The following is a 21740-nucleotide window of genomic DNA, read 5'->3' as shown; positions in this document are numbered from 1 at the left end:
GAGTGTGCGGGCCGAGGTCATCGCAGCGCTTCCGGCCGCTCGACATCGACCCAGACAAATTTATGCGGATCGAGGCGGGTTTCCTGATCCAGACGATAGGCCACCAGTTTGCCGTAGAGCACGGCGCTGTAATCCAGGCACGCGAGGTTCGGGCGGATCGGCGCCGGTTTGCCGCTGCGCCAGTAATGGCCGACGAACAGCAATGGCTCATCGACGCCGTAGCGCAGCAGGGAATTCTTTTCGCTGGAGGTCAGCGGCTTTTGTGCCACCGGTTCCGGCAGTGCATCGGGCTGGAACACGATGTCGCCGTAGGTTTGCGGATCGTCCTCCCAAAACTTGGTGCGGAAAAACGAACGCACCAGGCCGTCGCCACTAGTCATGGTCAGCCCATCCGGCAGACGCATGTCGGTGCCGCGCAGCAGGCGATCGAACACGGTGCAGGCGAAGCTGCCCGGCACGGCCGAGGCCTGGAGGAAGTGTTCGTCGATGCAGCCATCGGGGAACAGCGCGCGCAGCGGCTCGATCAGGCCAGCATCCCAGCAGGCATGCACCACGCGGAAACGTCCGGCGTCGACGAACAACGGCAGCTTGTAGAACCACTGCTGGAAGTCGTGCCAGTCGCCGGGATGGTTTTCGAATTGAGTCAGGGTTTCATGCAGCAAACGGGCGTGACGCGGCGTGTGTTCACGGACGAACTGCTTGCCGCTGCCCGGAGGCGCCGGAGTGCTCCAGCCGAGGGCGTTGAATTCGTGGTTGCCCATGATGCACAACGCCTGACCGGCCTCGACCATGTCGTGAACGATGTGCAGCGCCTCGCGAATCCGCGGGCCGCGGTCGATGATGTCGCCGACAAACACGGCCATGCGCGATGGATGTCGCCAGACCCCGCCCTGCTTGTGGTAACCGAGACGGTCCAGCAGGTGTTCCAGGGTCAGGGCGCATCCGTGCACGTCACCAATCAGGTCATAACTGCGCGCGGGATCGAGCATCAGTCGCCTCCACCACCCAACTTGCTGCCCCAGCCGAGCTTGGTGCGGCAGACTTCGTAGTAGTTGTGGTCGAGCGGATGGATCAGCCGCAGCTTCTGCGCTTTCTTGCTGACGGTGATGGTGTCGCCCGGCGCGCAGGTGAAGTGGTTCTGCCCGTCGCAGGAGACCTGCGGGTAGATCTGCATATCTTTGGACACGACGATTTTCAGCTCACTGTTGCCATCGACCACAATCGGCCTGCCCGACAAGGTATGGGGGTACATCGGCACAATCACAATAGCGTCAAGCTTGGGATGCATGATCGGGCCGCCGGCGGACAGTGCGTACGCGGTGGAACCGGTCGGGGTCGACACGATCAGGCCGTCGGCCTTCTGGCTGCAGACGAACTGGCCGTCGATGTACAGCTCGAACTCGATCATCCGCGTCGATTTGCCCGGGTGCAGCACCACGTCGTTCAGCGCATCGCCCTGGCCGATGGCCTCGGCGTGACGACGGACTTCGGCTTGCAGCAGGAAGCGGTTTTCCACCAGATAATGGCCGTCGAGCACTTCGGCGACCTTGATTTCCAGCTCGTCGGGGCGGATGTCGGTGAGAAAACCGAGGCTGCCACGGTTGATCCCGAGCACCGGAATATTGTGTTTGGCCAGGGCCCGCGCCGCGCCGAGCAGGCTGCCGTCACCGCCGACCACGATGACCATGTCGCAGACTTCGCCGAGCATCTTGCGCGACGAGGTTTGCAGGCCGTGGCCCGGCAGGACTTCGGCGATGGTGTCTTCGAGAATCACATGCAGGTGACGATCGAGCAGGAAGCGTTTCAGTCGGCGGACGGTATCCAGCACCTGGGAGCTGCCCAGGCGACCGATGATGCCGATATTACGAAATTGCTCCATGGGACTCCTGCGGGGGACTGAGACGGCGAAAAGCACGATTATGGGCGAAAGCGCCGGATAGACAAAATCCTTTCAGCCCCGAGGATGCACCGGTGTTTGAGGCTATGCTCGCAAGATGATCCTATTTCCCGATTTGCTGCAGCTGCCCCACCAGTTACGCCACCCCGAGGTGCGTGATCTGGCGTGGGTGATCCTCGCCCCGCCGATGCTCGCCGCTACCCCGTGGCCGCAGCGCCATCCGCTGGCGGGCAGCGACTGGGTCAGCGACCCCGAGCGTCTGGAACACTGGCTGCGCCAGCTCGACCGCGACAGTTACGGCCTGCTGCACTGGCTGTCCCAGGCCCGCACCCGGCGCCTGGGCCTGTATTACGAGCGGTTGTGGCAATTTGCGGTGGAACACGCGCCGGGTATCGAACTGATCGCCGCCAACCTGCCGATCCGCCGCGAAGGCCACACCCTCGGCGAACTGGACATGCTGCTGCGCGACCGCGACGGCGTGCATCACCTGGAACTGGCGATCAAACTCTACCTCGGCCCGCAGAACGGCGACGGCCATGATCCGGCGTCGTGGCTGGGGCCGGGTTGTCATGACCGACTGGATCGCAAACTGGCGCACTTGAGCGAGCATCAGCTGCCGATCTCCGCGCGCCCGGAAAGCCGCGAAGTGCTGGCGGCGCTGGATGTCGGGTCGTTCAGTGCGCAACTGTGGCTTGGCGGGTACTTGCTGTATCCGTGGCCCGGTCAGTCCGTACCGCCCAGCGGCGCCCACCCGCAGCATTTGCGCGGCAGCTGGCTGCATCAGAAAGACTGGCCGGCATTTGCCGCCCAGCGCCCGGACGGACGCTGGCAACCCCTGCCCCGCCACGCCTGGCTCGCGCCGGCCCACTACCCGGCGGACCAGACCTGGAGCAACGGCCACTTGCAGGCCTGGCTCGATGAACTCGAACCGCTGGCCCCGGCGCAACTGATGGTGCGCCTGACCGAAAACGTCCGGGGCGAGTGGGAAGAAGCCGAGCGGCTGTTTCTGGTGTCGGATCTGTGGCCGAACGTGCCGGGGCAGAATTAAACCGACAACCGCACCGCCAGTGCGGCCAGCGTCACCAGCAACACCGGCACCGTCAGCACGATCCCGACCTTGAAGTAATAACCCCAGCCGATCCGGATGTTCTTGCGCTCCAGCACATGCAGCCAGAGCAAGGTCGCGAGACTGCCGATCGGGGTGATTTTCGGCCCCAGGTCGCTGCCGATCACGTTGGCGTAAATCATCGCTTCCTTCACCACACCCGTGGCCTGGCTGGCATCGATCGACAGCAGGCCAACCAGCACCGTCGGCAGGTTGTTCATGATCGATGACAACAACGCCGTCAGCACCCCGGTGCCCATCGCCGCGCCCCACACACCGTGAACTGCAAACACATCGAGCCACCCGGCCAGATAGTCGGTGAGCCCGGCATTGCGCAGTCCGTAGACCACCAGGTACATGCCCAGCGAGAAAATCACGATCTGCCACGGCGCCTCTTTCATCACCTTGCGCGTGGAGATCTTGTGTCCGCGCGCGGCAATCGCCAGCAACAGCGCCGCGCACACCGCCGAGATCGCGCTGATCGGAATCCCCAGCGGTTCCAGCGCGAAACAGCCGATCAACAGAATCAGCAACACCGCCCAACCGGCGTAGAACGTTGCCTTGTCGTGAATGGCGGTTTCCGGGTGCTCAAGCTGTTCCGGGTCGTAACTCTTGGGAATGTCACGGCGGAAGAACCACAGCAGCATGCCCAGCGTGGCCGCGACGCTGACGAAGTTGACCGGCACCATCACCGCCGCATAGCGGTTGAATCCGATGTGGAAGAAGTCGGCCGAGACGATATTCACCAGGTTCGACACCACCAGCGGCAGGCTCGCGGTGTCGGCAATGAACCCCGCGCCCATGACGAACGCCAGGGTCGCCGCCGGTGAAAAACGCAGGGCCAGCAGCATGGAAATTACGATCGGCGTGAGGATCAACGCTGCGCCGTCATTGGCGAACAGCGCCGACACCAGCGCGCCGAGCAGCACCATGAAGGCAAACAGCTTGCGCCCGCTGCCTCGCCCCCAACGCGCCACGTGCAGCGCGGCCCAGGCGAAGAATCCCGCTTCGTCGAGCAACAGGCTGATGATGATCAGCGCCACGAACGTGCCGGTGGCGTTCCAGATGATTTGCCACACCAGCGGGATGTCGCTCAGGTGCACCACACCGAAAATCAGCGCGATGATGGCGCCGAACGTTGCACTCCAGCCGACCCCGAGGCCTTTGGGTTGCCAGATCACCAGGGTAATGGTCAGCAGGAAAATCAGTGACGCAGCGAGCATTCGCGACAGCCTTCAATAAAAGGGGAAAGAATCAGATCACACAAAAAAACCTGTGGAAGCCAGCCCCCACAGGTTCGATATCGTGTCAGAAATATTGCCAGATCACTTCTTGTGCTGCGCCACCCACTCACCAAAAGCATTGATGAAACTTTGCAGGAACGGCTTCACCGATTCGTTCAGTTTGCCTGCCTCGTCGAACGCCGTGCCCGCGCCGCCCAGGTAGGCTTCCGGCTGCTGCATGCATGGCACGTTGAGGAAAACAAAGGACTGACGCAGATGCTGGTTGGCGCCAAAACCGCCGATGGCACCCGGCGAAACGCTGATCACCGCACCCGGTTTGCCGCTCCAGACACTCTTGCCATACGGCCGCGAACCGACGTCGATCGCGTTCTTCAAAGGCGCCGGCACCGAGCGGTTGTACTCCGGGGTGACAAACAGCAGAGCGTCGGATGAACCCACTTTTTGCCGGAAAGTGCTGTAGGCTGCCGGCGGTGAATCGCCGTCGATGTCTTCGTTGTAGAGTGGCAGATCGCCAATTTCGACAATGTTCAGCTTGAGATTGGCCGGTGCCAGTTCCGCCAGCGCCAGCGCGACCTTGCGGTTGATGGACGCCTTGCGCAGGCTGCCGACCACTACTGCGACGTTATAGACATTGCTCATTGAAAGACTCTCGACTGTCCGTGGGAGGAGCCAGTAGTTATAGATGATCCGACGACGATTCCACCAGACGCCGAAGGTTATTTCCCGCGTCTGGAATATTTTTTTCCTGTAGGAAAACTTACCAAGCTTGATGAAGGTCTACCAAGCCGCAAATCAAGCGTTTTATCTCCAGAGGTTCTAAGCAGATGGCAGCAGTACTCGTCGGTCAGTTCCATGCAAGAGATGCGGAAGGCCGCGTTTATTCCGTGCATGAGTTCCAGGAATCCAACCCGTCCGCAGACGGTTTCACCGGCACGGAGCCCGTTACCACCTACAAACTGGCGATTGGCGACCGCGTCAACAAGATCGATGACAACGAGTTTTTGCTGGTTCAGTCGGGCATCACCCTGATCCGCGAACCCGAGCCATCGGTCGCTTCATAACCGATCGTTATGAGCAGAAGTCATCCGCGCCGAGTTGGGGTAGGATTCAGCCACTGACCCCAACGGCCGGACATGGACTTCACGCATGCGTTTACGTCATATCGAAGTGATTCAGGCGCTTTTGCAGACCGGTCACGTGGGCACCGCCGCCGAATGGCTGCAACTAGCGGCGCCCGAGGTCGAGGAGCGTTTGCGCGAGGCCGAGAGTCAGCTCGGTTTCATGCTGTTCGCCAGCGTACGCGGACGACTTCAGCCAACCCCGGAGGCCCGCGCGCTGCAAGTCGAGATCGGCCACATCTATGAAGCACTGGAGCCGGTGCAACGGCTGGCCAGCAGTCTCAAGCAATACCTCGCCCCACCCTTGCGGATCATCGGCACCCCGCCGCTGGCCCAGCAACTGCTGCCGCAAAGTCTCGCCGCCCTGCGCCGGCGCCTGCCCGACGTGCCCTGCACCCTGCTCAGCGAACCGACCCGCGACATCGTCCGCCACCTGCTGCTGCGCGACAGCGATCTGGGCCTGAGCCTGCACGATCCACAACATCCCGACATTGATTGCCGGCCGCTGGCCCAGGGCAAGTTGCAATTGCTCGCGCCCCACGGCTGGCTGCAACCGAAGCAGAAGTACATTTCCCTGCAGGATCTGGCCGGTCAGGCGATGGTCGGCCTCGAAGGTCAGGACCCGTTGAGCCCGGCCCTGGAAAACAAGCTTCAGGCCCTGCGCCCGGCGCCGACCATCCAGACCCGGGTGCAAACCCACCAGATGATGCGCAGCATGGTCGAGGCCGGCGAAGGGCTGGCGATCGTCGACCCGTTCACCGCCCTCGGTGCGCGGGCGGGCGGTCTCGACGTCTGCCCGCTGTCGCCCGCGGTGCCGATCAGCCTCTATGCCCTGACCTTCAAACACGCCACGCCGTCAGCAGCGATTCAGACGCTGCTCGGGATCGTCACGGAACAAGCCGAGGCGATGCTGGCGAACTGATCGGATTTTCCAGCGGGTTATCGAACAATCGATACCAGAACAGCGCCACTTCGGCGGTGTTCGGATCGATGCCGCGATAACGCAGGTGGTCGATGCCGCCGATCACATACCCGCAACGCTCATACAGGCGACAGGCGCCGAGGTTGTTGTTCTGGGTTTCCAGCATGATTCCCGGCAGCTTTTTCTTGCGGCTCCAGAACTGCGCCACGTCGAGCAAGGCCTTGGCCACACCATGGCGCCGCGCCGGGGCGTGCACCGCCAGTTCATCGATATGGGCGAAGCCGTTCCAGTTGGTGCTGATCACCAGATGACCGACCGGTTCGTCCTCCAGATACGCCATGAAGATCGCGCTGTCGGCGGCATCGCGAAAGCTGCTGAACTCCTCCGGATCGATGCCGTAGCACTTGCGATACGGCACGATGGGCGTCACGGCCCATTGCGCCACGGGTTTGCCGATTTCGGCCGCGCCGTAGGCGGCCACCTCGAAACTGAAATCGCTGCCCCAGATATATTCGGCAAAACCCTCGTCGGCGACCCGCACCGACAACCCTGGGTATTTCGGATTCATGACCGGTTGCATACTCGGAAAAGCCCTCATTCCTTGACGCAATCGACGGTGTAGTGCCGCCCATTGCCCTCATCTTCGTGTTGCAGCCCGTGCACATCGACCACGAACCCCGGAAACGTTGCGTCGAACGTGCGGGCAAACCTGAGGTATTCGATGATCGAGCGCGTGGATTCGGTAAAACGTTCGCCGGGCATGATCAGCGGAATGCCCGGCGGGTACGGCACCAGCATCACCGCTGCCACCCGGCCTTCCAGCTCGTCGATCGGCACCGCCTCGACTTCGCCGCGCACCAGTTGGTCGTAAGCATGGGCCGGTTTCATGGCGATTTCCGGTAGCACGGTGTACATGCGCTTGAGGTGTTTGGCGGTGGCGTTGCTGCGATAGCAGGCGTGAAGCTGATCGCACAGATCGCGCAGACCCATGCCGCGATAGCGCACAGGATCTTCCTGGGCGACACACTTCAGGCAGGTGTCGAGGCTGACGTTGGCGTCGTAGCTGCGCTTGAACTCCAGCAGTTCGGTCAGCAGCGTGCTCCACTTGCCCTTGGTGATGCCCATGGAGAACAGCACCAGAAATGAATACAGGCCGGTTTTCTCCACCACCAGCCCGCGCTCCCAGAGGAAGCGGCTGACGACTGCCGCCGGGATGCCCTTGTCGCTCAAAGCGCCGCCAGCGGTCAGGCCCGGCATGACCAGGGTGACCTTGATCGGGTCGAGCAAAACATAATCGTCGCTGACCTCGCCGAAACCGTGCCAGTCCGCGTCGGGCTGCAGCAGCCAGTCCTCGGTCTGCACCCGGTCGATGCCCTCGACACCCGGCGGCTGCCAGATCGAGAACCACCAGTCATCGGCGGCAATGTGCTGGCGCAGATTGGCCAGCGCCCTGCGAAAGCTCAGGGCTTCGTCGAAGGTTTCCTGCAACAGCGAGCGGCCGGCCGGGCCTTCCATCATCGCCGACGCCACGTCCAGCGAGGCGATGATGCTGTACTGCGGCGACGTCGAGATGTGCATCATGAATGCTTCGTTGAACCGGTCGCGATCCAGTTGCCGCGCGCCGCCGTCCTGCACATGAATCATCGAAGCCTGACTGAACGCCGCCAGCAGTTTGTGGGTGGAATGGGTGGTGAACACCAGCGGACTGTCCTCGCTGCGCGAGGTGGCCATGCCGTAACGGCCGGCAAAGAATTCGTGAAACGCCGCGTAGGCATACCAGGCCTCGTCGAAATGCAGGACTTCGACGCTATTGCCCAGGCTCTGTTTTATCAGCTCGGCGTTGTAGCAGAGGCCGTCGTAGGTCGAGTTGGTGATCACCGCCAGTTTGACTTTCGGCTCGCGGCCCTTGGTCAGCGGGCTGGCATCGATCTTGGCCTGGATCGATTCGCGGCTGAATTCACTCAACGGGATCGGGCCGATGATCCCCAGCTCATTGCGCTCCGGGCACAGGTACAGCGGAATCGCACCGGTCATGATGATCGCGTGCAACACCGACTTGTGGCAGTTGCGATCCACCAGCACCAGATCATCGCGCCCGACCATCGAGTGCCAGACGATCTTGTTGGCGGTCGAGGTGCCATTGATCACGAAAAAGGTGTGATCAGCGCCGAAATTGCGCGCAGCCCTTGCTTCTGCCTCGGCCAGCGGCCCGGTGTGGTCGAGCAAGGAACCCAGCTCCGGCACCGACACCGACAGATCCGAGCGCAAGGTGTTTTCCCCGAAGAACTGATGAAACGCCTGCCCTACCGGACTTTTGTGATACGCCACGCCACCGCCATGGCCCGGGGTGTGCCAGGAATAATTGGAATCGGCCGTGTGCTGCACCAGCGCCTTGAAGAATGGCGGCAACAGCCCGTCCAGGTATTTGCGCGCCGCCCGCGCCACTTGCCGGGCGAGAAACGGCACGGTGTCTTCGAACAGGTAGAGAATGCCGCGCAACTGGTTTAGCTCGGCCATGGCATCGGCCGGGGCGTTTTCCAGGGTGACTTGCTCGCCAAGGGCAAAGATCGGCAGATCCGGCGCCCGCACCCGGGCCAGACCGATCAGTTCGGCCATGTTCTGCAACAGATGGGAGTTGGTGCTGGCGTCTTCGGCGGCGATCAGCATGCACGCCAGACCATGATGGGTCGACGCCACCAGCCGGCCTTCGGTGTAGTCCGTGGCCGAAACAATACTGAAACCTTCCAGCTCCAGCTCTCGGGCGATTCCGCGAATGCGGTCACCGGCAACCGTGTCGGCCTTGATGTCGCGGTGGACGATCAATACCGGGAACTTCAGATCTTTGTACATGGGGCTCAGTGTCCTGAGGCGGCGGAGAGTGATCTGCCAATGTCCTCAGGGTAGAGGGTCGGAGCGGATGTGGCGAGGGTGGCCAGTTGTCAGTACTGCCAAAAACAAAGGATCGTCCGGACACGGCTTGGGTGTCCGGACGATCCTTTTTGCTTTACGCCTGAGCTTCGGCTTCCAGCAACTGAGTCCACAGCGCCGGGGCGCCGGCCGACTTGGCGATGATTTCCAGACGCACCTGGTGTTCGGCCAGTTCGGCTTCGGTGGCGCGAATGATTCGCCCCGGCTGACGATCTGCCGGCAGACGACGGATTTCGGTGGCGGAGTTGTCCGCGCCCTCGCCCGTGCCATTGCCGTCGGAGGCGTTGCCGGCCAGCGACAGGCTGGTCTGGCCACCGGTCATGGTCAGGTAGACGTCGGCGAGAATCTCCGAGTCAAGCAATGCGCCGTGCAGCTCACGGCCGGAGTTGTCGACGCCGTAGCGTTTGCACAAGGCATCGAGGCTGTTGCGCTGACCCGGGTGACGCTCCCGGGCCATCATCAGGGTATCGAGGATCGTGCAGTGCTGCGTGATGTCCGCGCGATCCTGCTGGCCCATCAGGGCGAATTCGTTGTTGATGAAGCCAACGTCGAACGCCGCGTTATGGATGATCAGTTGCGCGCCGTTGATGAACTCGAAGAACTCATCGGCCACCTCAGCGAAACGCGGTTTGCCGACGAGGAACTCGTTGGTGATGCCGTGGACGCCGATCGCGCCTTCGTCACTTTCACGGTCCGGTTGCAGGTAGACGTGAAAGTGCCGCCCCGTCAGGCGCCGACCGATCAGCTCGACGCAACCGATTTCAATGATCCGGTGACCATCGGTCACCGGCATGCCGGTGGTTTCGGTATCGAGTACAACGGATCTGGTGGCCATCAGTGTTCAGCTCTCAACGGGGGTCAATCGTACAAAAGCGGCGATGTTAACACGCTCGCCGGGAGGGTTTCAGTGGTAAGGGCTCAGCTCTGCTTGTAACCGCGAACCTCATCCACCCCACGGTTGGCCAACTGGTCGGCGCGTTCGTTGCCGTGGTGGCCGATGTGGCCGCGGACCCATTTCCAGGTGACCTTGTGGCGGTTGACCTGCTCGTCGAGCTCCTTCCACAGGTCGGCGTTTTTCACTGGCTCCTTGGCGGCGGTTTTCCAGCCGCGCTTCTTCCAGTTGGCCATCCACTCGTTGATGCCTTTCATCACGTATTGCGAGTCGGTCACCAGCAGCACTTCGCACGGACGCTTGAGAGCTTCCAGGCCGCGAATTGCACCGAGCAGCTCCATGCGGTTGTTGGTGGTGTTGGCTTCGCCGCCCCACAGTTCCTTTTCGACACCCTTGCACACCAGCAAGGCGCCCCAGCCGCCCGGGCCGGGGTTGCCCTTGCAGGCGCCGTCGGTGAACAGTTCTACGCTATCGACGCTTTCGCTCATGCCAGTCTATCCAGAAAAATGCGTGGCCTCGCCGATCACGGATCGACGATGGCCGAGGCCGGGATTGACCCGGCCATAAATAAAAGAAGGTTTACGGTTCGATGCGCCGGCGGTTGACCTTGGCCATCGGCAACGGAATCAGCTTGCCCATCGGCTCGCGGCGTTCCTGACGCACCGGACGCAGGCCGACCACGATCTTGCGCGCGACCAGTAAATAGAAGCCGCCGCCCGACAGTTGCCAGTCGCCGGCCTTGCGTTCCCAGCCGGCCAGACGGGCCTGCCACTTGGGTGACGCGAGCGGCGGACGATAGCACCCGAAGCGGCGTTTCTCCAGCGCGAAGCCCAGCAGGTTGAGCCAGTCGGCCACCCGTGACGGCGAGATGCAGCGCGCCTGGCGCAACGCATCATGGGCGAACACATGGCGCAGCCCCCAGGTGCTCCAGGGATTGATGCCGACGATCAGCAGATGCCCGCCGGGGCGTACGCTGCTGGCCGCTTCGCGCAACAAGCCGTGGGGCGACAGGCAGAAATCCAGGCCATGCTGCAACACCACCACGTCGGCGGCGTGCTCGCTCAACGGCCAGGCCTGTTCTTCGCAGACGATCTCCACGCCCGGCAACGGCGCGCCCAGCCGCACATTGCGCTGCACCTGCGGCGCCGAGGGCGGTGTTTCGGCGGACGGGCCGTAATGCACCAGATAGCCGCCGAAGAACCGACCCAGCTCGTCTTCGAGCATGCGCCGTTCTTCGTCCAGCAGAAATTGCCCGAGGGGGCCGGACAGCCATTCACGGGCTGCACCGATCAGCGCGAGCCAGTCAGGATCGGCCTGAGCGAACGCTTTATCGATCATTGCATTCTCCAACACGCCAGGAACCTCTAAGATGCGCCAATGTTACCCGCTTGGCGAATTCGACGATGATACAGATCAGTGCCCTGCCCGCCTTCACCGACAACTACATCTGGTTGTTACAGGATCATGCCACCCAGCGTTGCGCAGTGGTCGATCCGGGGGATGCCGCCCCCGTGCAGGCGTGGCTCGACGCGCATCCGGGCTGGGTGCTCGGCGACATTCTCATCACTCACCATCACCACGACCATGTCGGCGGCGTCGAAACGCTGAAAAAGGCCACCGGCGCCACGGTCTACGGACCGGCCAGCGAAAGCATTCCGGGGCGCGACGTGGCGCTCAAGGACAACGACACGGTGCGCGTGCTCGGCTGGGACTTCGACGTCTATGCCGTGCCCGGCCACACTTTGGGACACATCGCCTACTACCATCACGGCCTGCTGTTCTGTGGCGACACCCTGTTCGCTGCCGGCTGCGGCCGACTGTTTGAAGGCACGCCGCAACAGATGCACCATTCGCTGAGCCGTCTGGCGGCGCTGCCGGAAGACACGCTGGTCTACTGCACCCACGAATACACCCTGAGCAACCTGAAATTCGCCGCCGCCGTGGAGCCGGGCAACCGGGACATCGCCGCCCGTCTGGAAAAAGTCAGCCAGCAACGTGCCAGCGGCGTGATGACCCTGCCCTCGACCCTCGCGCTGGAAAAGCTCACGAACCCCTTTTTGCGCACCGGTGAAATATTAGTTACACAAAAAGTGGACGAACGGAACGGCCCTCAAAACCGGGCGCCGAGTGAGGTTTTTGCGGCTCTGCGGGCATGGAAAGATACGTTCTAAGTGGCTTACTGCTTGGTACAAAAATTCTGAATGGTTGACCGCAGGGGGTGCGCTTTCTAGAATCGCCCGACATTTTTGCCCGGAACTTACTTCCAGCCAATGTCGTCATCCATACGTAAGTCCGTCAATTCAGATGCTTTGACCCGCCTGGCGCAAGCCATCGCGGTGGCTGTGTCCGCCACACTGGCGGGCTGTTCCAGCCATGCTCCGCAGACTGAAGCGACACATACGCCGAACATTGCTGCGCGAGCCAAGCAGAAGCCTATCTGGTTGTCGGAAAAGCCCAGCCCGCAGGTGCCTCAGGACATCTGGGAGCGCATGCGCGGCGGTTTCCAGCTGCAGGAAGGTCTGGGCGTGAACCCGCGCATCGAGCAACAGCGCCTGTGGTTCGCCAGTAACCCTTCCTTCCTCGAAAACGCCGGCGAACGCGGCAGCCTCTACATTCATTACATCGTCGAGCGCCTCGAAGAACGCAACATGCCGCTGGAACTGGCCCTGCTGCCGGTCATCGAAAGCGCCTACAACCCGATGGCCTATTCCCGGGCCGACGCGGTGGGCCTCTGGCAGTTCATCCCTTCCACCGGGCGTTACTTCAACCTGCGTCAGACCCGTTTCTACGATGGCCGTCGTGACATCACTGCTTCGACCACGGCAGCGATGGACTACCTGACCCGCCTGCACGACATGTTCAACGGTGACTGGCTGCTGGCACTTGCTGCCTACAACGCCGGTGAAGGCACGGTCAGCCGCGCCATCGAGCGCAACGAAAAGCTCGGCTTGCCGACCGACTACTGGAACCTGCCGTTGCCGGCGGAAACCCAGGCTTACGTGCCGAAACTGCTGGCGCTCTCGCAAGTGGTCCTGACGCCTGAAGCCTATGGCGTGAACCTCAACCCGATCGCCAACGAACCGTATTTCCAGGTCGTCGAAATCAACCAGCGCATGGACCTGTCCAAGGTCGCGGCGGTGGCCAACATCGACGAAGACGAGTTGTTCCAGCTCAACCCGGCGTTCAAGCAGCGCACAACCATCGACGGCCCGCAGCACCTGCTGGTGCCGACCTCGAAGGCGCAACTGCTGACCGCCAGCCTGCAGACCATGCGTCCTGAAGAGCTGATCAGCCCGCGTTCGCTGAAACCGGTGTTCGAAGGCGCCGATCCGAGCGAGATCGCCCAGGCCAAGCGCGCCTATCGGGTCAAGCGTGGCGACAACCTCGGTTCCATCGCCAAGGCCAACAAGGTCGAGGTCAAGGACCTGCAACGCTGGAACAAGCTGACCGGCAAGAACCTCAAGGTCGGCCAGACCCTGGTCATGCGCGACACCACCCAGCCCACGCCTACCCGCAAGAGTGGCGGACGCATCAATACGGTCGTCGCTGCCAACAGCAAGACCAGCAGCAAGGCCAAAGACAAGGACGACAGCAAGCAGCAGACCCAGTACAAGGTCAAACGCGGCGACACGCTGTACGTGGTCGCCAAGCGCTTCAACGTCGAGATGCAACATCTCAAGCGCTGGAATCCGGGCGCTGGCAAGGCGCTCAAGCCTGGGCAGATGCTCACGGTCTACCAGCCGCACTGACAAAGAGCCCCTGAATTTCAGGGGCTTTTTTTGGTTCGAATTTTGCGGTGCCATTAAGATCCACCCCTCACCCCAGCCCTCTCCCCAAGGGGGCGAGGGGGAAAGGGAGCCGATTGGGGGCTTTTCAAATCCTGAGCTCGGCTCGATATTTCAGGTCGGCGTACGTCTCATAAACACCTCGGTCAGTCCCCTCGCCCTCCAGCAATCCAACGTTTCGGGAGGGCTGGGCGGCGTGCCGGTGAGGGGAAAGGGAGCCGATTGGGGCTTCTCAAATCCTGAGCTCGGCTCGATATTTCAGGTCGGTGTACGTCTCATAAACACCTCGGTCAGTCCCCTCTCCCTCCGGGAGAGGGTTAGGCGGGCGGCGTTCCGATGAGGGAGCGCTTTACCTTGCCGATTAACCCCACATTAACCTCTGTCTTTTTCCTGTCCATACAAGCTGTTACTGTACGGCCCACAAAGCCCAAGCCGCCTGGATCGGATCTGACTTGAAGCGTCCCCTCCTCCTGCTCCTGATCAGCCTGGCCTTGAGCTCCCCCGTCAGCGCGACGATCACCGAAAGCCACGGTTATGCGCAGTTCGGCACGCTCAAGTACCCGGCCAGATTTACCCACTTCGACTGGGTCAACCCGCAAGCGCCCAAGGGCGGCACCTTGCGGGTGATGGCGTTTGGCACCTTCGATACGCTCAACCCCTACACCTTCAAGGGCACCAGCCCGGTCACCACGGCGAATTTCCTGCAATACGGCATCAACGAGCTGAACGAGCCATTGATGGTCGGCACCGGGCAATACGCGCCGTCGGGGGACGAACCGGCCTCCAGTTATGGCCTGATCGCCCAATCGGTGGAGTACAGCGAAGATCGCAGCTGGGTGGTGTTCAATCTGCGCCCGCAAGCGCGCTTCCACGACGGCACGCCGATCACCGCGTACGACGTGGCGTTCTCCTATCGCCTGCTGCTCAAGGAAGGTCATCCGCTATACCGCACTGCCCTTCAGGAAGTGCTGCGCGTCGATATCCTCAACCCGCAACGCATCCGGTTTGTGCTCAAGCGCAGCGGCAATCCGTTGCTGATCCTGCGTCTGGGCGAGTTGCCGGTGCTGCCCCAGCATTACTGGAAGGGTCGCGATTTCAAGGCCACCACTTTCGAACCGCCGCTGGGCAGCGGGCCGTACCGCATCACGTCGGTCACGCCGGGGCGGCAGTTGATTTTCGAGCGGGTCAAGGACTACTGGGGCAAGGACTTGCCGGTCAATCGCGGCAAGTACAACGTCGACCGCATGGAAGTCGAGTTCTACCGCGACAGCGATGTGGCCTTCGAAGCATTCAAGGCCGGCGAGTTCGACATTTATATCGAGCATCAGGCCAAGAACTGGGCCAACGGCTACGACTTCCCGGCGATCCGTCGCGGCGACGTGATCAAGGCGCAGATCCCGCACCAGATCCCGACCCAGAGTCAGGGTCTGTTCATGAACACCCGGCGCCCGGCCTTTGCCGATATCAAGGTGCGCGAAGCCCTGGGCCTGATGTTCGACTTCGAATGGACCAATCGCGCGCTGTTCAGCGATGCCTACAAACGCACCACCAGTTATTACCCCAACAGCGAATTCAGCGCCGTCGGCCTGCCGGTCGGTCATGAATGGCTGATGCTCAAGCCGTACAAAGATCAACTGCCGGGGCGGCTGTTCACCGAACCGTTCACGCTGCCGCAGACCGACGGCCGCGGCATCCCCCGGGAAACCATGCGCAAAGCCCTGGCGCTGCTGGCCGAGGCTGGCTGGAAGCTCAACGGCCAGCGCCTGCAGAACGCCGCCGGCCAGCCGCTGCGTTTCGAGCTGCTGCTGGTCAATCCGAATCTTGAGCGGATCCTCCAGCCGTACATCGAGAACCTCAACAGCATCGGCATCGACGCGCGCCTGCGCACCGTGGACCGTGCCCAGTACAAACAGCGTCTGGATCAGTTCGATTTCGACATGATCCTGATGACCCTCAACCAGACTCTCAGCCCGGGGCTGGAACAGTGGCAGTACTTCCACTCCAGCCAGGTCGGGGTCAAGGGCAGCAAGAATTACGCGGGCATCGCCAACCCGGTGGTCGATCATCTGCTCGAGCAACTGCTCGCCGCCCGCACCCGCGATGAACAGGTCGCCGCCGGCAAGGCGCTGGACCGCGTGCTGCTCTGGCAGCACTACAGCATTCCCAACTGGTACCTCAATTATCACCGTCTGGCGTACCGCAACCGGTTCGCCTTCGTCACCACGCCGCCCTACACCCTGGGCCTGAGCGCGTGGTGGCTGAAATCTTCGGAGAAAGATCGATGAAGCCTATCCGCGCCCTGCTCGTGCAGGCCAGCGGTCTGCTGTTCGCCGGGCTGGCCTTTGCCGCCCCGCAACACGCCGTGACCCTGTACAACGAGCCGCCGAAATACCCCGCCGACTTCAAGCACTTCGATTACGTGAACCCCGACGCGCCCAAGGGCGGAATCTTCCGCCAGGCCGGCTTCGGCGGTTTCGACAGCCTCAACCCGTTCATCAGCAAAGGCGTGCCGGCGGACGATATCGGCCTGATCTACGACACCCTGGCCAAACAGGGTCTGGACGAGCCGTTCACCGAATACGGCCTGATCGCCAGCAAGATCGAAAAAGCCCCCGACAACAGCTGGGTACGCTTCTACCTGCGTCCCGAAGCGAAATTTCACGACGGCCACCCGGTACGCGCCGACGACGTGGTGTTCAGCTTCCAGACCCTGACCAAGGAAGGCGCGCCGATGTATCGCGGCTACTACGCCGACGTCGAGGAAGTGATCGCCGAAGATCCGCTCAAGGTGCTCTTCAAGTTCAAGCACACCAACAACCGCGAACTGCCGCTGATCCTCGGTCAGTTGCCGGTGCTGCCGAAACACTGGTGGGCCGAGCGCGATTTCAACAAGGGCAACCTGGAAATTCCGCTGGGCAGCGGCCCTTACAAGGTCACCGAAGTGAAGGCCGGACGCTCGGTGCGTTATGAGCGGGTCAAGGATTACTGGGGCAAGGACCTGCCGGCCAACCGTGGTTTCTACAACTTCGACGTGATGACCACCGACTACTACCGCGACAACACCGTCGCGCTGGAAGCGTTGAAAGCCGGGCAGTTCGATTACTGGCTGGAAATGGCCGCGAAAAACTGGGCCAACGCCTACAACGTGCCGGCAGTGACCGAAGGACGGCTGATCAAGGAACAGATTGTTAACAGCAACCCGACCGGCATGCAGGGCTTCGTCTTCAATTTGCGCCGCCCGGTGTTTCAGGACGTGCGAGTACGGCAGGCCCTCGGTCTACTGTTCGACTTCGAATGGACCAACAAGCAATTGTTCAACGGCGCTTATGCGCGCACCCGCAGTTACTTCGAAAACTCGGAAATGGCCGCCACCGGCCTGCCTGATGCAGAACAGGTGGCGATCCTCGATCCGTTCCGCAGCCAGCTGCCGGCGCAGGTGTTCAGCGAAGCCTTCGAGAATCCGAAAACCGACGCCAGCGGCATGATCCGCACGCAACAGCGCGAGGCGTATCAGTTGCTGCAAGAGGCTGGCTGGAAGATCGTCGACGACAAAATGGTCGACGCGACCGGCAAACCGGTGGTCATCGAATTCCTCCTGGCGCAAACCGAATTCGAACGCGTGTTGTTGCCGTTCAAGCGCAACCTCAGCGACCTCGGCATCGATCTGGTGATTCGCCGTGTCGACGTGTCGCAATACGTCAATCGCGTGCGCTCGCGAGACTTCGACATGATGGTCGGCAGCTTCCCGCAGTCCAACTCGCCGGGCAACGAGCAGCGCGAGTTCTGGATGAGCGCTGCGGCCGACAAGGCCAGCAGCCGCAACTCGATGGGCCTCAAGGACCCGGTAGTCGATCATCTGGTGGAAAACCTGATCAACGCCGATTCGCGCAAAAGCCTGGTGGCCCACGCCCGCGCCCTCGACCGTGTGCTGCAATGGGGTTATTACGTGGTCCCCAACTGGCACATCAAGACCTGGCGTGTGGCGTACTGGAACCACATCGGCCACCCGAAAGTCTCCCCCAAGTACGACATCGGCATTAACACCTGGTGGGTCAAACCCGATGCGAAACCTGCGGTAGAAGTCGAAACCCAACTGCAAGCCGACCCTGTGGGCACGGAGTAATCAGATGCTGGCGTACATTTTTCGGCGACTGCTGCTGATCATCCCGACCCTGTTCGGCATTCTGCTGATCAACTTCGTGATCATCCAGGCCGCGCCCGGCGGGCCGGTGGAGCAGATGATCGCCAAGCTCGAAGGCTTCGAGGGCGCCACCAGCCGCATTGCCGGCGGCGGTGCCGAGGTGTCGGTGGCCGGCTCCTCCTATCGCGGCGCACAGGGTCTGGACCCGGCGCTGATCAAGGAAATCGAGAAGATGTACGGGTTCGACAAGTCGGCCCCGGAACGTCTGTGGATCATGGTCAAGAACTACGCCCGGCTGGATTTCGGCGACAGCTTCTTCCGCGACGCCAAGGTCATCGACCTGATCAAGGAAAAGATGCCGGTGTCGATCTCCCTCGGGCTGTGGAGCACGCTGATCATGTACCTGGTGTCGATCCCGCTGGGGATCGCCAAGGCCACGCGGCACGGCAGTCATTTCGACGTCTGGACCAGTTCGGCGATCATCGTCGGTTATGCGATTCCGGCGTTCCTGTTTGCGATTCTGCTGATCGTGGTGTTTGCCGGCGGCAGTTATCTGGACTGGTTTCCTTTACGCGGCCTGACCTCGAACAACTTCGATGAGCTGAGCCTGGGCGGCAAGGTTCTCGATTACTTCTGGCACCTGGCGCTGCCGGTGACGGCGCTGGTGATCGGCAACTTCGCGACCATGACCCTGCTGACCAAAAACAGCTTCCTCGACGAAATCAACAAGCAGTACGTGGTCACCGCCAAGGCCAAGGGCCTGACCCGCCACCGCGTGCTCTACGGCCATGTGTTCCGCAACGCGATGCTGCTGGTGATCGCCGGCTTCCCGTCAGCGTTCATCGGCATCTTCTTCACCGGTTCGTTGCTGGTGGAAGTGATCTTCTCCCTCGACGGCCTCGGCCTGATGAGTTTCGAAGCGGCGATCAACCGCGATTACCCGGTGGTGTTCGGCACCCTGTTCATCTTCACCCTGCTGGGGCTGGTGGTGAAACTGATCGGCGACCTCACCTACACCCTTGTCGATCCGCGCATCGACTTTGCCAGCCGGGAGCATTGAGATGAACCTGTCCCCTCTCAACCGCCGGCGCTTCGAACTGTTCAAGGCCAACAAGCGTGGCTGGTGGTCGCTGTGGCTGTTCCTGATCCTGTTCGGCGCAAGCCTCGGTGCCGAACTGATCGCCAACGACAAACCGCTGGTGGTGCACTACGACAACAACTGGTACTTCCCGGCGATCAAGCGCTACCCGGAAACCACCTTCGGCGGCGAATTTCCGCTGGAAGCCAACTACAAGAGCCCGTACATCCGCGAACTGCTCAAGGCCAAGGACGCGTGGGTGCTGTGGGCGCCGATTCCGTTCAGCTACCAGAGCATCAACTACGACCTGAAAGTCCCGGCCCCCGCCCCGCCGTCGGCGGACAACCTGCTGGGTACCGACGATCAGGGCCGCGATGTGTTGGCGCGGGTCATCTACGGCTTCCGGGTGTCGGTGCTGTTCGCCCTGACCCTGACCGTCCTCAGCTCGATCATCGGCGTGATCGCCGGCGCCTTGCAGGGCTTCTATGGCGGCTGGGTCGATCTGGCCGGCCAGCGCTTTCTGGAGATCTGGTCGGGTTTGCCGGTGTTGTACTTGCTGATCATTCTTGCCAGTTTCGTCCAGCCGAATTTCTGGTGGCTGCTGGGGATCATGCTGCTGTTCTCGTGGATGAGTCTGGTGGACGTGGTGCGCGCCGAGTTCCTGCGCGGGCGCAACCTCGAATACGTGCGCGCAGCCAGAGCGCTGGGCATGCAGAACGGCGCGATCATGTTCCGCCACATTCTGCCCAACGCCATGGTTTCGACCATGACCTTCATGCCGTTCATCCTCACCGGCGCCATCGGTACCCTCACCGCCCTGGACTTCCTCGGTTTCGGCTTGCCGGCCGGCAGTCCGTCGCTGGGTGAACTGGTAGCCCAGGGCAAATCCAACCTGCAGGCGCCGTGGCTGGGCATGAGCGCGTTTGCGGTGCTGGCACTGATGTTGAGTTTGCTGGTGTTCATCGGCGAGTCCGCTCGCGATGCCTTCGACCCGAGGAAGTGACATGAATCAGGACAATCTGATCGAAATCCGCGACCTGGCCGTCGAATTCGGCATCGGTGATCGCGTGCAACGGGTGGTCGAGGGCGTGAGTTTCGACATCAAGCGCGGCGAAACCCTGGCGCTGGTGGGCGAGTCCGGCTCGGGCAAGTCGGTGACGGCGCATTCGATCCTGCGTCTGCTGCCCTACCCGCTGGCGCGGCATCCGGCCGGCAGCATCAACTACTCCGGGCAAAACCTGCTGGAGCTGAGCGAAAAGACCCTCCGTCACATTCGCGGCAACCGGATCGCGATGATCTTTCAGGAGCCGATGACCTCGCTCAACCCGCTGCACTCGATCGAGAAGCAGATCAACGAGGTGCTGGGCATCCACAAGGGCCTGACCGGCAAAGTCGCGACCAGGCGCACGCTGGAGTTGCTGGAGATGGTCGGCATCCCCGAGCCGCACAAGCGCCTCAAGGCCCTGCCCCATGAGTTGTCCGGCGGCCAGCGCCAGCGGGTGATGATCGCCATGGCCCTGGCCAACGAGCCGGAACTGCTGATTGCCGACGAACCGACCACTGCGCTGGACGTGACCGTTCAGCTGAAAATCCTCGACCTGCTCAAGGAATTGCAGGCTCGATTGGGCATGGCGCTGTTACTGATCAGTCACGATTTGAACCTCGTGCGAAGAATTGCGCATCGAGTATGTGTCATGCAGCGCGGTTGCATCGTCGAACAGGCATCGTGCGAAGAGCTGTTCCGTTCGCCACAGCATCCGTACACTCGGGAACTGCTCGGCGCGGAGCCCAGCGGAGGCCCGGCGAGCAATAAAATCGGGACGCCGCTGCTTGAAGTCAAGGATCTGAAAGTCTGGTTCCCGATCAAGAAAGGCCTGCTCAAGCGCACGGTGGATCACGTCAAGGCAGTGGACGGCATCAATTTCAGCCTGCCTCAGGGTCAGACCTTGGGGATCGTGGGGGAAAGCGGTTCCGGTAAATCCACCCTGGGTCTGGCGATCCTGCGGTTGATCGGCAGCAAAGGGGCGATCCGTTTTGAAGGCAAGCAGCTAGACTGCCTGACGCAAAGCGAAGTCCGGCCGCTGCGTCGGGAAATGCAGGTGGTGTTTCAGGATCCGTTTGGCAGCCTGAGCCCGCGGATGTGCGTGAATGACATCGTTGGCGAAGGCCTGCGGATCCACAAGATGGGCACCGCCGCCGAGCAGGAAGCGGCGATTATTGCGGCATTGAAGGAGGTAGGTCTGGATCCGGAAACCCGGCACCGCTACCCCCACGAATTTTCCGGTGGGCAACGGCAGCGAATTGCCATAGCCCGAGCCCTGGTGCTCAAACCGGCGCTGATCCTGCTGGACGAGCCGACTTCGGCCCTCGACCGGACGGTGCAGCGGCAAGTGGTGGAGCTGTTGCGTTCACTGCAAGCCAAGTACAACCTGACGTATTTGTTCATCAGCCATGACCTGGCTGTTGTGAAAGCGCTGAGCCACCAGCTGATGGTGGTCAAGCATGGCCAAGTGGTCGAACAGGGAGACGCGCAAAGTATCTTTGCCGCCCCCCAACATCCGTATACACAGCAGTTGCTGGAGGCCGCTTTCCTGGCACCAGCCACTGCGCAATAACCTGAAAGAGGAGCA

Annotated in this window: 19 protein-coding genes; 10 read left to right on the top strand and 9 right to left on the bottom strand. The window is 61.8% G+C overall.

The window, feature by feature from the left end; translation table 11 throughout:
* Positions 1 to 17 precede the first annotated feature (17 nt).
* Both M5G18_RS05685 and M5G18_RS05680 read right to left on the bottom strand, forming a co-directional pair.
* Positions 18 to 992: a metallophosphoesterase gene (locus tag M5G18_RS05685; protein ID WP_420793306.1), complete on the bottom strand. Its 975-nt coding sequence runs from the start codon at positions 990 to 992 to the stop codon at positions 18 to 20.
* Positions 989 to 1879, bottom strand: a complete 891-nt coding sequence (locus tag M5G18_RS05680; protein ID WP_007956919.1) for an NAD(+) kinase — start codon at positions 1877 to 1879, stop codon at positions 989 to 991. Before M5G18_RS05680 ends, M5G18_RS05685 begins: the two co-directional genes overlap by 4 nt.
* Before the next feature lie 115 nt (positions 1880 to 1994).
* On the opposite strand from M5G18_RS05680, the gene M5G18_RS05675 reads away from it, so the two are divergent.
* A complete protein-coding gene (locus tag M5G18_RS05675) occupies positions 1995 to 2945 on the top strand; it encodes a DUF1853 family protein (protein WP_273897231.1) in 951 nt (316 codons plus the stop codon).
* Here M5G18_RS05675 and M5G18_RS05670 read toward each other — a convergent pair.
* Both M5G18_RS05670 and M5G18_RS05665 read right to left on the bottom strand, forming a co-directional pair.
* A complete protein-coding gene (locus tag M5G18_RS05670; RefSeq protein WP_273897230.1) occupies positions 2942 to 4225 on the bottom strand; it encodes an arsenic transporter in 1284 nt (427 codons plus the stop codon). The two genes, M5G18_RS05675 and M5G18_RS05670, sit on opposite strands and share 4 nt — an antisense overlap.
* Before the next feature lie 102 nt (positions 4226 to 4327).
* A complete protein-coding gene (locus M5G18_RS05665; RefSeq protein ID WP_007956924.1) occupies positions 4328 to 4885 on the bottom strand; it encodes an NADPH-dependent FMN reductase in 558 nt (185 codons plus the stop codon).
* A gap of 185 nt (positions 4886 to 5070) precedes the next feature.
* Between M5G18_RS05665 and M5G18_RS05660 the strand changes: the two genes are divergently transcribed.
* Together M5G18_RS05660 and M5G18_RS05655 are read left to right on the top strand one after the other, a co-directional pair.
* On the top strand, positions 5071 to 5307 hold the full coding sequence (locus tag M5G18_RS05660) for a hypothetical protein (protein WP_007956926.1): 237 nt from the start codon (positions 5071 to 5073) through the stop codon (positions 5305 to 5307).
* Between the two features lie 85 nt (positions 5308 to 5392).
* Positions 5393 to 6286: a LysR family transcriptional regulator gene (locus M5G18_RS05655; RefSeq protein ID WP_273897229.1), complete on the top strand. Its 894-nt coding sequence runs from the start codon at positions 5393 to 5395 to the stop codon at positions 6284 to 6286.
* On the opposite strand, the gene M5G18_RS05650 is transcribed toward M5G18_RS05655, so the two are convergent.
* The 5 genes from M5G18_RS05650 to M5G18_RS05630 form a co-directional block, all read right to left on the bottom strand.
* Entirely contained in the window at positions 6252 to 6866 is a 615-nt protein-coding gene (locus M5G18_RS05650) for a GNAT family N-acetyltransferase (protein ID WP_273897228.1), read from the bottom strand. The genes M5G18_RS05655 and M5G18_RS05650 overlap by 35 nt on opposite strands.
* A 14-nt stretch (positions 6867 to 6880) precedes the next feature.
* Positions 6881 to 9136: an Orn/Lys/Arg family decarboxylase gene (locus M5G18_RS05645; protein ID WP_273897227.1), complete on the bottom strand. Its 2256-nt coding sequence runs from the start codon at positions 9134 to 9136 to the stop codon at positions 6881 to 6883.
* Positions 9137 to 9290: 154 nt separating this feature from the next.
* Entirely contained in the window at positions 9291 to 10049 is a 759-nt protein-coding gene (gene dnaQ / locus M5G18_RS05640) for a DNA polymerase III subunit epsilon (RefSeq protein ID WP_115077416.1), read from the bottom strand.
* Between the two features lie 83 nt (positions 10050 to 10132).
* Positions 10133 to 10594: a ribonuclease HI gene (gene rnhA, locus M5G18_RS05635; protein WP_003224162.1), complete on the bottom strand. Its 462-nt coding sequence runs from the start codon at positions 10592 to 10594 to the stop codon at positions 10133 to 10135.
* A 91-nt stretch (positions 10595 to 10685) separates the two neighbouring features.
* A complete protein-coding gene (locus M5G18_RS05630) occupies positions 10686 to 11444 on the bottom strand; it encodes a methyltransferase domain-containing protein (RefSeq protein ID WP_007956935.1) in 759 nt (252 codons plus the stop codon).
* 65 nt (positions 11445 to 11509) lie between these two features.
* Between M5G18_RS05630 and gloB the strand changes: the two genes are divergently transcribed.
* The 7 genes from gloB to M5G18_RS05595 all read left to right on the top strand — a co-directional run bounded on the left by gloB (position 11510) and on the right by M5G18_RS05595 (position 21725).
* The gene (gene gloB, locus M5G18_RS05625; protein ID WP_207985807.1) at positions 11510 to 12277 is read left to right on the top strand and encodes a hydroxyacylglutathione hydrolase; all 768 of its coding nucleotides are present in this window, start codon (positions 11510 to 11512) and stop codon (positions 12275 to 12277) included.
* A 99-nt stretch (positions 12278 to 12376) separates the two neighbouring features.
* Complete coding sequence (locus tag M5G18_RS05620; protein ID WP_007956939.1) at positions 12377 to 13855, top strand: transglycosylase SLT domain-containing protein; 1479 nt, start codon at positions 12377 to 12379, stop codon at positions 13853 to 13855.
* A gap of 488 nt (positions 13856 to 14343) precedes the next feature.
* Positions 14344 to 16176 (top strand): extracellular solute-binding protein, encoded by a 1833-nt coding sequence (locus tag M5G18_RS05615; RefSeq protein ID WP_273897226.1) that lies wholly within the window; start codon positions 14344 to 14346, stop codon positions 16174 to 16176.
* On the top strand, positions 16173 to 18014 hold the full coding sequence (locus M5G18_RS05610; protein WP_273897225.1) for an extracellular solute-binding protein: 1842 nt from the start codon (positions 16173 to 16175) through the stop codon (positions 18012 to 18014). The genes M5G18_RS05615 and M5G18_RS05610 overlap by 4 nt, the downstream gene beginning before the upstream one ends.
* Positions 18015 to 18018: 4 nt before the next feature.
* On the top strand, positions 18019 to 19092 hold the full coding sequence (locus M5G18_RS05605) for a microcin C ABC transporter permease YejB (RefSeq protein WP_007956943.1): 1074 nt from the start codon (positions 18019 to 18021) through the stop codon (positions 19090 to 19092).
* Between the two features lies 1 nt (position 19093).
* A complete protein-coding gene (locus M5G18_RS05600; RefSeq protein ID WP_273897224.1) occupies positions 19094 to 20113 on the top strand; it encodes an ABC transporter permease in 1020 nt (339 codons plus the stop codon).
* A 1-nt stretch (position 20114) separates the two neighbouring features.
* On the top strand, positions 20115 to 21725 hold the full coding sequence (locus M5G18_RS05595) for an ABC transporter ATP-binding protein (protein WP_273897223.1): 1611 nt from the start codon (positions 20115 to 20117) through the stop codon (positions 21723 to 21725).
* The last annotated feature ends 15 nt before the right edge of the window (positions 21726 to 21740 follow it).

Origin of the sequence: Pseudomonas aphyarum (assembly GCF_028657055.1) — a bacterium.
Lineage (GTDB): Bacteria > Pseudomonadota > Gammaproteobacteria > Pseudomonadales > Pseudomonadaceae > Aquipseudomonas > Aquipseudomonas aphyarum.
The sequence above is the reverse complement of the archived record's forward strand: the minus strand, read 5'-3'. Positions and strand labels throughout refer to the sequence as shown.

Excerpts from the sequence above, each read along its gene's own strand:
- M5G18_RS05680 (WP_007956919.1), bottom strand. The coding sequence starts at position 1,879 with ATGGAGCAATTTCGTAATATCGGCATCATCGGTCGCCTGGGCAGCTCC.
- M5G18_RS05675 (WP_273897231.1), top strand. The coding sequence starts at position 1,995 with ATGATCCTATTTCCCGATTTGCTGCAGCTGCCCCACCAGTTACGCCAC.
- M5G18_RS05670 (WP_273897230.1), bottom strand. The coding sequence starts at position 4,225 with ATGCTCGCTGCGTCACTGATTTTCCTGCTGACCATTACCCTGGTGATC.
- M5G18_RS05665 (WP_007956924.1), bottom strand. The coding sequence starts at position 4,885 with ATGAGCAATGTCTATAACGTCGCAGTAGTGGTCGGCAGCCTGCGCAAG.
- M5G18_RS05660 (WP_007956926.1), top strand. The coding sequence starts at position 5,071 with ATGGCAGCAGTACTCGTCGGTCAGTTCCATGCAAGAGATGCGGAAGGC.
- M5G18_RS05655 (WP_273897229.1), top strand. The coding sequence starts at position 5,393 with ATGCGTTTACGTCATATCGAAGTGATTCAGGCGCTTTTGCAGACCGGT.
- M5G18_RS05650 (WP_273897228.1), bottom strand. The coding sequence starts at position 6,866 with ATGCAACCGGTCATGAATCCGAAATACCCAGGGTTGTCGGTGCGGGTC.
- M5G18_RS05645 (WP_273897227.1), bottom strand. The coding sequence starts at position 9,136 with ATGTACAAAGATCTGAAGTTCCCGGTATTGATCGTCCACCGCGACATC.
- dnaQ (WP_115077416.1), bottom strand. The coding sequence starts at position 10,049 with ATGGCCACCAGATCCGTTGTACTCGATACCGAAACCACCGGCATGCCG.
- rnhA (WP_003224162.1), bottom strand. The coding sequence starts at position 10,594 with ATGAGCGAAAGCGTCGATAGCGTAGAACTGTTCACCGACGGCGCCTGC.
- M5G18_RS05630 (WP_007956935.1), bottom strand. The coding sequence starts at position 11,444 with ATGATCGATAAAGCGTTCGCTCAGGCCGATCCTGACTGGCTCGCGCTG.
- gloB (WP_207985807.1), top strand. The coding sequence starts at position 11,510 with ATGATACAGATCAGTGCCCTGCCCGCCTTCACCGACAACTACATCTGG.
- M5G18_RS05620 (WP_007956939.1), top strand. The coding sequence starts at position 12,377 with ATGTCGTCATCCATACGTAAGTCCGTCAATTCAGATGCTTTGACCCGC.
- M5G18_RS05610 (WP_273897225.1), top strand. The coding sequence starts at position 16,173 with ATGAAGCCTATCCGCGCCCTGCTCGTGCAGGCCAGCGGTCTGCTGTTC.
- M5G18_RS05605 (WP_007956943.1), top strand. The coding sequence starts at position 18,019 with ATGCTGGCGTACATTTTTCGGCGACTGCTGCTGATCATCCCGACCCTG.
- M5G18_RS05600 (WP_273897224.1), top strand. The coding sequence starts at position 19,094 with ATGAACCTGTCCCCTCTCAACCGCCGGCGCTTCGAACTGTTCAAGGCC.
- M5G18_RS05595 (WP_273897223.1), top strand. The coding sequence starts at position 20,115 with ATGAATCAGGACAATCTGATCGAAATCCGCGACCTGGCCGTCGAATTC.